Origin of the sequence: Pseudomonas sp. NPDC087814, from assembly GCF_044742865.1 — a bacterium.
GTDB lineage: Bacteria > Pseudomonadota > Gammaproteobacteria > Pseudomonadales > Pseudomonadaceae > Aquipseudomonas.
In genome coordinates this window covers 24564-36641 of record NZ_JBIUVK010000033.1, presented here as the reverse complement: position 1 = coordinate 36641, position 12078 = coordinate 24564, and the positions used below count along the sequence as shown (strand labels likewise).

The 12078-nt window shown below is 61.2% G+C and carries 8 protein-coding genes; 7 read left to right on the top strand and 1 reads right to left on the bottom strand.

From position 1 onward, the window contains the following. The first annotated feature begins 119 nt into the window (after positions 1-119). The 3 genes from ACIOMR_RS21355 (at position 120) to guaA (ending at position 4036) form a co-directional block, all read left to right on the top strand. The gene (locus ACIOMR_RS21355) at positions 120-668 is read left to right on the top strand and encodes a hypothetical protein (protein ID WP_003209647.1); all 549 of its coding nucleotides are present in this window, start codon (positions 120-122) and stop codon (positions 666-668) included. Positions 669-906: 238 nt separating this feature from the next. After that, positions 907-2376, top strand: coding sequence for an IMP dehydrogenase (gene guaB / locus ACIOMR_RS21350; RefSeq protein WP_003209646.1), 1470 nt, complete (start codon positions 907-909; stop codon positions 2374-2376). Between the two features lie 82 nt (positions 2377-2458). Beyond that, complete coding sequence (guaA, locus tag ACIOMR_RS21345; protein ID WP_003209644.1) at positions 2459-4036, top strand: glutamine-hydrolyzing GMP synthase; 1578 nt, start codon at positions 2459-2461, stop codon at positions 4034-4036. 74 nt (positions 4037-4110) lie between these two features. Here guaA and treR read toward each other — a convergent pair whose 3' ends face one another. Continuing rightward, positions 4111-4815 carry a trehalose operon repressor gene (treR, locus tag ACIOMR_RS21340; RefSeq protein WP_003209636.1) on the bottom strand — a complete coding sequence of 235 codons (705 nt, stop codon included), beginning with the start codon at positions 4813-4815 and terminating at the stop codon, positions 4111-4113. Between the two features lie 235 nt (positions 4816-5050). Here treR and treP point away from each other — a divergent pair, with 235 nt between their 5' ends. The 4 genes from treP to ptsP all read left to right on the top strand — a co-directional run bounded on the left by treP (position 5051) and on the right by ptsP (position 12078). Then, positions 5051-6493: a PTS system trehalose-specific EIIBC component gene (gene treP, locus ACIOMR_RS21335; RefSeq protein ID WP_401196231.1), complete on the top strand. Its 1443-nt coding sequence runs from the start codon at positions 5051-5053 to the stop codon at positions 6491-6493. 66 nt (positions 6494-6559) lie between these two features. After that, positions 6560-8206, top strand: coding sequence for an alpha,alpha-phosphotrehalase (treC, locus tag ACIOMR_RS21330; protein WP_178903275.1), 1647 nt, complete (start codon positions 6560-6562; stop codon positions 8204-8206). 71 nt (positions 8207-8277) lie between these two features. Continuing rightward, complete coding sequence (locus ACIOMR_RS21325; protein WP_087695126.1) at positions 8278-9498, top strand: carbohydrate porin; 1221 nt, start codon at positions 8278-8280, stop codon at positions 9496-9498. A 48-nt stretch (positions 9499-9546) separates the two neighbouring features. Continuing rightward, positions 9547-12078 carry a phosphoenolpyruvate--protein phosphotransferase gene (gene ptsP / locus ACIOMR_RS21320; RefSeq protein ID WP_177116665.1) on the top strand — a complete coding sequence of 844 codons (2532 nt, stop codon included), beginning with the start codon at positions 9547-9549 and terminating at the stop codon, positions 12076-12078.

The following is a 12078-nucleotide window of genomic DNA, read 5'->3' as shown; positions in this document are numbered from 1 at the left end:
TAAGCTGCCAGCCTTCAGGGCCTCTTCGCGAGCAAGCCCGCTCCCACATTTGGAACGCATTCCCCCTGTGGGAGCGGGCTTGCTCGCGAAGGCGCCAGTAGCCACGCCGCAGGACTCCCATGAATTCCCAAAGCATCCTTGTCCCGAAAATCTCCACGCTACCCGTCCACGAACCCCGCGCCCGGGCGATCGTGCGCTGGCTGGTGCGCAAGAACATCGTCAAGGAAGAACTCACCACCTGCGGGCGCACCGGCAACCGCATGGGCTATGCCCTGGCCGACGGTGCCCGCGCCGTGGTGCTGCACCCCGACGCGCTGCCGTTCAACGAGCCGATCAACGGCCTGGAGATCATCTACAAGCGCTGCATCTACACTCCGGCCAAAGGCTTCCTGGAAGAGGCCGGCTGTCCCGAGTGCCTCAAGGAAGTCGGCGAAGCCCTGTTCGAAAGCCTGGAAGACTGGATGCCCGGCCACACCGATAACTTCACCTGCCCGCTGTGTGGGCATGAGGACGACATCAACGGTTTCCTGTTCCTGCAGGAATGCGGCTTTTCCAACCTGGGATTCATCTTCAATAACTGGGCGGAGGCGGGGTTCAAGCAGAGTTTTATCGACGAATTTGCCGACTGGCTGGACCAGAAGATGAGTTGGGTCAAAGTCGAACTTTAATCCGATGTGATCGTTCCCACGCTCCCGCGTGGGAACGCTTCCCGTGACGCTCCGCGTCGCCCTGGCCAGGACGCGGAGCGTCCAAAGCGGCGTTACCACGCAGAGCGTGGGAACGATCAGTGCTGCAAAAATCATCCATCTATCAGTATTACCAAGTTTGTCAGAGTTTTACATTGAACCCGAGGGGGTGTCTGACTATAATGGCGCGCTTCCATTTTCCCGCTCGGGAGCCCCCGCGATGCTGCGTATCAGCCAAGAAGCTCTGACATTCGACGACATTCTCCTAGTGCCCGGTTATTCCGAGGTGCTTCCTAACGAAGTCAGTCTCAAGACCCGCCTAACCCGTGGCATCGAGCTGAATATTCCTCTGGTTTCCGCTGCCATGGACACCGTCACTGAAGCCCGTTTGGCAATCGCCATGGCTCAGGAAGGCGGCATCGGCATCATCCACAAGAACATGACCATCGAGCAGCAAGCTGCCGAAGTTCGCAAGGTCAAGCGTTACGAAGCCGGTGTGGTCAAGGACCCGATCACCATCGAGGCCGATGCCACCGTTCGTGACCTGTTCGACCTGACCCGCCTGCACAACATCTCCGGCGTTCCGGTGCTGCACGATGGCGACCTGGTCGGCATCGTCACTTCCCGTGACGTGCGTTTCGAGAACCGTCTTGAAGTCACCGTCCGTGAAGTGATGACGCCTAAAGAGCGCCTTGTTACTGTCAAGGAAGGCGCCGACAAGAACGATGTGCGCGAGCTGCTGCACAAGCACCGCATCGAACGCGTACTGATCGTCGACGACAAATTCGCCCTCAAGGGCATGATGACCGTCAACGACATCGAAAAAGCCAAGGCTTACCCGCTGGCCAGCAAGGACGATCAAGGTCGTCTGCGCGTAGGCGCTGCGGTCGGTACCGGCAAAGACACCGGTGACCGTGTAGCGGCCCTGGTGGCTGCCGGTGTTGACGTGGTGGTGGTCGACACTGCCCACGGTCACTCCAAAGGCGTGATCGACCGCGTTCGCTGGGTCAAACAGAATTTCCCTGACGTGCAAGTGATCGGCGGCAACATTGCCACCGGCGCTGCCGCCAAGGCCCTGGCCGAAGCCGGTGCTGATGCGGTCAAGGTCGGTATCGGCCCTGGCTCGATCTGCACCACCCGTATCGTGGCCGGTGTAGGCGTGCCGCAAATCAGCGCCATCGCCAACGTCGCCGCGGCCCTTGAAGGCACTGGCGTACCGTTGATCGCCGACGGCGGCATCCGTTTCTCCGGTGACCTGTCCAAGGCCATCGTCGCCGGTGCTTCCTGCGTGATGATGGGCTCGATGTTCGCCGGTACTGAAGAAGCGCCGGGCGAGATCGAACTGTTCCAGGGTCGTTCGTACAAGGCTTACCGTGGCATGGGTTCCCTGGGCGCCATGTCCCAGGCTCAAGGCTCTTCCGACCGCTACTTCCAGGACTCCTCCGCGGGCGCCGAGAAGCTGGTACCGGAAGGCATTGAAGGGCGTGTTCCGTACAAGGGCACCCTGAGCGCCATCATCCATCAACTGATGGGCGGCCTGCGTTCCTCGATGGGCTACACCGGCAGCGCCGACATCGAAGAAATGCGCACCAAGCCTGAGTTCGTGCGGATCACCGGTGCCGGCATGGCCGAGTCCCACGTACACGACGTACAGATCACCAAGGAAGCGCCAAACTACCGCGTAGGTTGATGCTTCCAGCAAATAGTTAAGTAACCGGGGCTGTCTTATTCAGCCCCGAGTTGTTTCTGATTCATTAGACGAGACTGATCTCATGGCCCTCGACATTCACGCCCACCGCATCCTGATCCTCGACTTCGGTTCCCAGTACACTCAGCTGATCGCCCGCCGCGTGCGTGAAATCGGCGTGTACTGCGAACTGCATCCGTTCGACATGGACGACGAAGCGATTCGCGAATTCGCTCCAAAAGGCGTCATTCTCGCCGGCGGCCCCGAGTCCGTGCACGAAGCCAACAGCCCGCGTTGCCCGCAGGCGGTGTTTGACCTGGGCGTGCCGGTCTTCGGTATCTGCTACGGCATGCAGACCATGGCCGAGCAACTGGGCGGCAAGGTTGAAGGTTCCGAGCTGCGTGAGTTCGGTTACGCCCGTGTCGACGTGGTCGGCAAGAGCCGCCTGCTGGACGGCATCGAAGACCACATCGACGCCGACGGCCTGTTTGGCCTCGACGTATGGATGAGCCACGGTGACAAGGTCACCCGGATGCCGGAAGACTTCCACATCCTGGCCAGCACCCCGAGCTGCCCGATTGCCGGCATGTTCAACGACGAGCGCGGCTACTACGGCGTGCAGTTCCACCCGGAAGTGACCCACACCAAGCAAGGCGGTCGCATCCTGTCGCGCTTTATCCTCGACATCTGCCAGTGCGAAGCCCTGTGGACCCCGTCGAAGATCGCTGAAGACGCCATCGCCAACGTACGTGCCCAGGTCGGCACCGACAACGTCCTGCTGGGCCTGTCCGGCGGCGTTGACTCCTCCGTGGTTGCGGCGCTGCTGCACAAGGCCATCGGCGACCAACTGACCTGCGTCTTCGTCGACAACGGCCTGCTGCGCCTGCACGAAGGCGAGCAAGTGATGGCCATGTTCGCCGAGAACATGGGCGTCAAGGTGATCCGCGCCAACGCTGAAGATCAGTTCCTGAACAACCTGGCCGGCGAGTCCGACCCGGAGAAGAAGCGCAAGATCATCGGTCGCACCTTCATCGACGTATTCGATGCCCAGTCCAACAAACTGGACAACATCAAGTACCTCGCCCAGGGCACCATCTACCCGGACGTGATCGAATCGGCCGGCGCCAAGAGCGGCAAGGCCCACGTGATCAAGTCCCACCACAACGTGGGCGGCCTGCCTGAGGAAATGAACCTCAAGCTGGTAGAGCCACTGCGCGAACTGTTCAAGGACGAAGTCCGTCGTCTGGGCCTGGAACTCGGCCTGCCGTACGACATGGTCTACCGCCACCCATTCCCGGGCCCGGGCCTGGGCGTGCGGATCCTCGGTGAAGTGAAGAAGGAATACGCCGACCTGCTGCGTCGCGCCGACCACATCTTCATCGAAGAACTGCGCAAGGCCGACTGGTACCACAAGGTCAGCCAGGCGTTCGTAGTGTTCCAGCCGGTGAAGTCGGTTGGCGTGGTCGGCGATGGCCGTCGTTACGCCTGGGTTGTGGCCCTGCGTGCGGTGGAAACCATCGACTTCATGACCGCCCGTTGGGCACACCTGCCGTACGAACTGCTGGAGACGGTCAGCGGCCGTATCATCAATGAGATTGAAGGTATTTCGCGCGTGACTTATGACGTGTCGAGCAAGCCGCCGGCGACCATTGAGTGGGAATGATCCTGCCGTAGCAGGTGAGCGCTGAATAACAAAACCCCGGCCTGGTGCCGGGGTTTTGTGTTTCTGGCGTTTGTCTACCGCCGCGCAATATCCGAAAAGTAAAACTTATCCAGCGTATGCCGCGACTCGGTGTACTCGAACTGCCGTCCATCCTGCAAAAACGTCTGGTTGCTCACCACGATCACATGGCTCTGACCTTCGAGGTCCAGGTGTGTCTGATCGTCCTTTCCCCGTGGCAGCGCTTCGATGGTGCGCTGGGCATAGCTGATCTGCAGCTGCAAGGTCTGTTCGATAAACGCATAGATCGACTGCTCGGCAATCTCCCGATCCAGCCCCGGTATCAGGTCGGCGACGAAGTGGTTGATGTCGAGGATCACCCGTTTGCCGTCGATCCGCCGCACCCGTTTGACCCGGGTAATCAGGCTGCCAGCTTCGGCCTCAATGTGTTGCATCAACGGGCCTTCCAGCGGGAATTGGCTGAACTCCACCACTTCGGTACTGACGTCGTCGCCGAGGGCGGCATGGGTCTCGCGAAAGCTGACGATACCGCCGAGCTGGAACTCGATGGGGTTGGGTGACAGCACGAAGGTGCCCTTGCCGTGGATCTTTTGCGCGAAGCCGCGCTCCTGCAATTGCTCGATCGCCCGGCGTACCGTGCCACGGCTGGCCTGGTAGGCGTCCATCAATTCGGTTTCGGAGGGCAGGCGCGTGCCGCGTTGCAGGCGTTCGGTGGTGATGCTGGCAAGCAGATCGGTATAGATCTGGTTGTATTTACTCATGGGGAAGGGCTCTGTGCCGCGTTGGCGTTCAAGGCAGGAACCTTAGTGGCAGCGATGGGGTTTGTCCATGCAACCCATTGTAGAACTCGGAAATTTCTGACTCAAAAAACAGAAAATTAATCATTTTCAAACTCGTACATACGAGTTATTGCTTTAACTCGTACAGACGAGTACTTTTGGCTTCGGCGTGCTGCCTATGACCGCCCAATAAAAAAAACCAGAGTGGATACCAAGCATGAGCCACGACTATCCGAATATTGCCCGCGAGATTCTCAAGAACCTTGGCGGCAGCGACAACCTTGAGCAAGCTGCCCACTGCGTGACCCGCTTGCGCCTGGCCCTCAAGGACCCGAGCCTGGCCAACAGCGGCGAGCTGAACCAGGTCGACCTGGTCAAGGGTTCGTTCTTCACCGGCGGCCTGTTCCAGATCGTGATCGGCCCCGGCGAAGTGGAAAAAGTCTACGCCGCCCTGCGTGAGCAAACGGGCCTCGCCGCGTCGACCATCGCGGAGGTGAAACAGAAAAGCGCCGACAAAATAAACCCGATGCAGCGCCTGGTGCGGGTGTTCTCCGATGTGTTCATGCCGATTTTGCCGGCGCTGATCATTGCCGGTTTGCTCATGGGGGTGAACAACCTGATGGGCGCCAAGGGCATGTTCATCGCGGACAAGACCTTGCTCGACGCCTATCCGAACCTGGATGGCCTGTGGAGCCTGATCAACCTGATGGCCAACACCTCGTTCGTGTTCCTGCCGGCACTGGTGGGCTGGTCGGCGGCCAAGCGCTTTGGTGGCAGTGAAATCCTCGGCATTGTCCTCGGCCTGATGCTGGTGCACCCCGATCTGCTCAACGCCTGGAACTACGGCAAGGCGGTCGCCGGCCTCGACGGCCAGAGCCTGCCGTACTTCGATATTTTCGGCTGGTTCAAGATCGAGAAGGTCGGCTACCAGGGCCAGATCCTGCCGATCCTGCTGGCCGCCTACGTGATGAGCGTGATTGAGAAATGGCTGCGGGCACGGGTGCCGAATGCCATTCAGTTGCTGGTGGTGCCGATCACTACCATCGTCGTCACCGGCGTACTGGCGCTGGCGATCATCGGCCCGGTGACCCGCCACCTCGGCATCCTGATCACCGAAGGCGTGGTCACCCTGTTTGACCTGGCGCCGATGGTCGGCGGCGCAATCTTCGGCCTGCTGTATGCACCGCTGGTGATCACCGGCATGCACCACATGTTCCTCGCCGTGGACCTGCAACTGATCTCCACCCAGGGCGGCACCTTTATCTGGCCGATGATCGTCATGTCCAACCTGGCCCAGGGCAGCGCGGCGCTCGGCGTGTTCTACATGAGCCGCAATGCACGGGACAAGAGCATGGCGTCCACCTCGGCGATTTCCGCCTACTTCGGCATCACCGAGCCGGCGATGTTCGGGGTCAACCTGCGCTTCAAGTTTCCGTTCTACGCGGCGCTGACCGGCTCGGCGCTGGGCAGTATTTTCCTCTCGCTGAACAAGGTGCAGGCCTCGGCCATCGGCGTCGGTGGCTTGCCCGGGTTCATCTCGATCATCCCGCAGTACATCCCAAGTTTTGTCATCGGCATGGTCGTCGCGATTGTCGTGCCGTTTGTTTTGACCTGTGTGTTGAGCATGAAAATTGTCCGGCCCGGATACCGGGTCGCCTGATCTACCGCTATCGCAGGCAAGCCAGCTCCCACAGTTGATCGCATTTCCAGATTGAAGGAACCCGTCATGCAAAACTGGCAACATTCGGTGATCTACCAGATCTACCCCAAAAGCTTCCACAGCCACGCGGGTAACGCCACCGGTGACCTGCTGGGCATCGTGGACAAGCTCGATTACCTGAAGTGGCTGGGCGTCGACTGCCTGTGGATCACCCCGTTCCTGCGCTCGCCCCAGCGCGACAACGGCTACGACATCAGCGACTACTACGCCATCGACCCGAGCTACGGGACCATGGCCGATTGCGACCTGCTGATCAGCGAAGCCGCCAAGCGCGGCATCACGCTGATGCTCGACATCGTGGTCAACCACACTTCCATCGAACACGAGTGGTTCCAGCAGGCCCGCAGCAGCCTCGACAACCCGTACCGCGACTTCTACATCTGGCGCGACCAGCCGAACAACTGGGAATCCAAGTTCGGCGGCTCGGCCTGGGAATACGAGGCGCAGACCGGCCAGTACTTCCTGCACCTGTTCGACCACACCCAGGCCGACCTGAACTGGGACAACCCCAAGGTGCGCGCCGAAGTGTTCAAGTTGATGCGCTTCTGGCGCGACAAGGGCGTGGGCGGTTTCCGCCTGGACGTGATCAACCTGATCTCCAAGCCGGCGGATTTTCCGGAAGACAACAGCGACGGTCGGCGCTTCTACACCGACGGCCCGAACGTGCATGAATACCTGAAGGAAATGCACCGTGAAGTGTTCGAGGGGCATGACCTGATCAACGTCGGCGAGATGTCGTCCACCAGCCTTGAGCACTGCATTCGTTATTCGAATCCAGAGTCGAAAGAGCTGTCGATGACCTTCAACTTTCACCACCTGAAAGTCGATTATCCGAACCTGCAGAAGTGGGTCGCGGCCGACTTCGACTTCCTGCAACTCAAGCAGATTCTGTCCGACTGGCAACTCGGCATGCAGGCCGGTGGCGGCTGGAATGCGCTGTTCTGGTGTAACCACGACCAGCCGCGGGTGGTCTCGCGTTTTGGTGACGACGGCGAGCACCGCGTGGTCTCGGCGAAGATGCTCGCCACTGCGCTGCACTTCCTCCAGGGCACGCCTTTCGTGTACCAGGGCGAAGAGTTGGGCATGACCAATCCGGGCTTCGACACCATCGACCAATACCGGGATGTCGAGACGCTGAACATCTATCGGCTCAAGCGTGAGGCCGGTGAGTCCGAGGCATCGAGCATGGCGGCGATCATGCAGAAGTCCCGCGATAACAGCCGCACACCGATGCAATGGAATGCCGAGCAAAACGCTGGCTTCAGCCGCGGCGAACCGTGGATCGGCATCCCGGCCAACGCCGCGCAGATCAACGTGCAAAGCGAGCTGGATGACCCGCAATCGGTACTGCATCACTACCGTGCGCTGATCAAGCTGCGTCGGCATGAGCCGCTGATTCAGGAAGGCGTTTATCGCCAACTGCTGCCGCAGCACACCCAGGTCTGGGCGTACCTGCGCGAAGGCCACGGCGAACGCCTGCTGGTGCTGAACAACTTCTACGGCACGCCATGCCAGATCGAACTGCCCGATGGCCTGCTGACGGCGGCGAGTGAGCAACGCCTGCTGATCAGCAACTACGACGACTGCCCACAGCGCTCGAGCCAGGTCTCGCTGCGCCCGTATGAATCGTTTGTGCTGCATCTCAAGGACTGAGACCCGCTTTACCCCCGGCGTGGGAGAGCCGGGGCGCTTAAAAAAACATAATAAAAATATCGGAGTGCTTCATGAAAACAACAATAAAGCTGGGCCTCGTTGCATCCTGCCTGACCTTGCCGATGGCAGCCCAGGCGTTGGAATTTGCCGGCTACTTGCGTAGCGGTGCGGGGACTTCAACCGGCAGTGGCAAGCAGCAGTGCTTCCAGTTGCCGGGTGCACAATCCAAATACCGCCTGGGCAACGAGTGCGAGCAGTACGCCGAACTCGAATTGCGCCAGGACCTGCTGACCCTCGACGACGGCTCGGTGTTCAGCGTCGACGCCATGGCTTCGCTGTACAACAAGTACGACCGGGCGCTGAAGTTCCAGGGCGAAGACAACGGCTCGGCACGCATGCCGCAGATGTACGCGCAGTGGTCGAACATCCCCAGCCTCAACGGCGGTTCGCTGTGGGCCGGCCGGCGCTACTACAAACGAAACGATATCCATATCTCCGACTTCTACTACTGGAACCAGAGCGCCACGGGTGGCGGTATCGAGGACGTGAAAATCGGCGACCTGAAATACAGCTACGCACTTTCCCGCAAGGACAACCTGTACCAGAAGGAATACGCCACCCGTCACGACTTTAACGTGGCCGGGTTCAAGACCAACCCCGGCGGCGAGCTGGAACTGGGCTTGAGCTATATCGAAAAAGCCGGTGGCCGTGACACCAACAGCGGCTGGGCCATTACCGCCCAGCATGTGCAGAAACCCTTCCTCGGCGGGCGCAACAAATTTGCCCTGCAGTACGGCGAAGGCCCCGGCACCGGCCTCGGTTATACCGGCGATACCTTCCTCGATAAAAGCAGCAAGAGCTACCGCGCAGTGGAGTTCTTCGACTGGCAAGTGACGCCACGGTTTGGCGGGCAGATCGAGGCCGTGTACCAGAAGGATATTCGCCCGGGCAGCCAGGATCAGACCTGGATGTCGCTGGGCGTGCGCCCGGCCTATGCGATTTCCGAACAGTTCAAGCTGGTCACCGAACTCGGTCATGATCAGGTCGAGGCCACCGGTGGCACGCGCAAGCTGAGCAAATTTACGTTCGCCCCGACCTGGTCGCCCAAAGGCCCGGATTTCTGGGCACGACCGGAAGTGCGCTTGTATTACACCTACGCGACCTGGAACGAAGCGGCCAAGCGTGCGGCCAATGAACTGGCGGCAGGTTCGGCGTTGTCCGACACCGGCAGTTATGGCTCGGCGTTGCATGGCTCCAACTTTGGTGTGCAGGTTGAGTACTGGTGGAAATAAGCCGTCGATGCCCAATGATTTTTACAGAACCAAACAGCAGGTGAAGTCATGACCACAACCCAATCCCTGGAATTGCTGGCGCCATTGTCCGGGGTGCTGCTCGCCCTGGACCAGGTGCCTGATCCGGTGTTCTCCAGTCGCCTGATCGGCGATGGCCTGTGCATCGATCCGACCTCGCAGACCCTCTGCGCGCCACTGGCCGGGGTGATCAGCAATATCCAGGACAGTGGTCATGCGGTGAGCATCACCGATGACAACGGCGTCCAGGTGCTGATGCACATCGGCCTGGACACCGTGAACCTGGCGGGCAAGGGTTTCACCCGATTGGTCGAGGAAGGCCAGCGGGTGGAAGCCGGGCAACCGCTGATTGAATTCGATGCCGACTACGTGGCGCTCAATGCCCGTAGTTTGCTGACCCTGATGCTGGTGGTCAGTGGCGAGCCCTTCAAGCTGCTGACGCCCGAGCAGGGCCTGGTGGACGTGGGGCAGCCACTGCTGCGAGTCACGCCGCAAGCCGTTGCCGACGAGGTGAAAGACGAGGAGGGTGACGCCCTGTTCTCCAGGCCACTGACCTTGCCCAACGCCAACGGCCTGCATGCGCGCCCGGCGGCGGTGCTGGCGCAGGCGGCCAAAGGCTTCAAGGCGAGTATTTACCTGCACAAGCAAACCGAGAGCGCCAACGCCAAGTCGCTGGTACGGATCATGGCGTTGCAAACGGTGCAGGGTGACACCTTGCAAGTCAGCGCGGCCGGCGAGGATGCCGAAGCGGCGATCCAGGCGCTGGTGACCTTGCTGGCCGAAGGCTGCGGTGAAACCGTCGCGGCTCCTCAACCTGGCGCTGCACCCGTGGCGCCTGATTCATCGGCGACCTTGCTGCGCGGCGTGTGCGCCTCGCCCGGTTCGGCGTTTGGCCAGGTGGTGCAGGTCAAGGAGCCGGCACTGACGTTCGTAGAGACCGGCAAAGGTGAAGCGCTGGAACGTGCGGCCCTGACCCATGCCCTGAACAACGCCAATCAGGCGCTGCAAGCCCTGCAGGAAAAGGCCGTCGGCACTGCCCAGTCCGAGATCTTCCGCGCCCATCAGGAGTTGCTGGACGATCCGGCCCTGCTGGAACAAACCCGCGACCTGCTGGACCAGGGCAAGAGCGCGGCCTTCGCCTGGAACAGCGCCACCGAGGCCACCGCCACGCTCTTCCAGGGCCTGGGCAACGCCTTGCTTGCCGAGCGCGCTGCCGACCTGGCAGACGTTGGCCAGCGGGTGCTGAAATTGATCCTCGGGGTTCAGGACAGCGCCTGGGATTTGCCGGAGCAGGCAATCCTGATTGCCGAACAACTTACGCCTTCGCAAACCGCCAGCCTCGACACGCGCAAGGTGCTGGGTTTTGTGACGGTGGGCGGCGGCGCTACCAGCCACGTCGCCATTCTCGCCCGCGCCCTTGGCTTGCCGGCCATCTGCGGGGTGCCGGCGCAGGTGCTGGAACTGGCCAACGGCAAGCAAGTGCTGCTGGATGCCGACAAGGGCGAGTTGCACCTGGACCCGGACCTGGCCGAGATCGAACACTTGCAAGCCAGCCGCCAACAACAAGTGCTGCGCCGCCAGCGGGAAGTGGAGCAGGCGTCGTTGCCCGCTACGACCCGCGACGGTCATCATGTCGAAGTGACGGCCAACGTCGCATCGTTGCAGGAGGTGGAGCAGGCATTGTCCCTGGGGGGCGAAGGCGTTGGTTTGCTGCGTTCCGAGTTCCTCTACCTGGACCGCAACCGCGCGCCGAGCCCCGAAGAGCAGGCGGGCACCTACAGCGCCATCGCCCGTGCATTGGGCCCGCAGCGCAATCTGGTGGTGCGCACCCTCGACGTTGGTGGCGACAAGCCGTTGGCCTATGTGCCGATGGACAGCGAGACCAACCCGTTCCTTGGCCTGCGCGGGATTCGCCTGTGCCTGGAGCGCCCGGAACTGTTGCGTGAACAATTCCGTGCAATTCTCGCCAGTGCCGGTTTCGCCCGTTTGCACATCATGTTGCCGATGGTCAGCCTGCTCTCGGAGCTGCGCCTGGCGCGGCAGATTCTTGAAGAGGAAGCGCTGGCCCTGGGGCTGACGGAACTGCCGAAGCTGGGAATCATGATCGAAGTGCCATCGGCGGCATTGATGGCCGATCTGTTTGCGCCGGAGGTGGATTTCTTCTCCATCGGCACCAACGACCTGACCCAATACACCCTGGCCATGGACCGCGATCACCCGCGCCTCGCCAGCCAGGCCGACAGCTTTCACCCGGCGGTGCTGCGCCTGATCGCCGCCACCGTCAAGGCGGCCCATGCCCATGGCAAGTGGGTCGGCGTGTGTGGGGCGTTGGCGTCTGAAGCGCTGGCGGTGCCGGTGCTGATCGGGCTGGGGGTGGATGAGTTGTCGGTCAGCGTGCCGCTGATCCCGACCATCAAGGCTACCGTGCGCGAGCTGGACCTGGCGGACTGCCAATCCATCGCCCGCCAGGTGCTGGGCCTGGAAGAAGCGTCGCAGGTTCGCGAGGCGTTACGCCTGTATCACGCGGCTACCGTTGAAACCTCATTGGTTGTGGAGAACTGA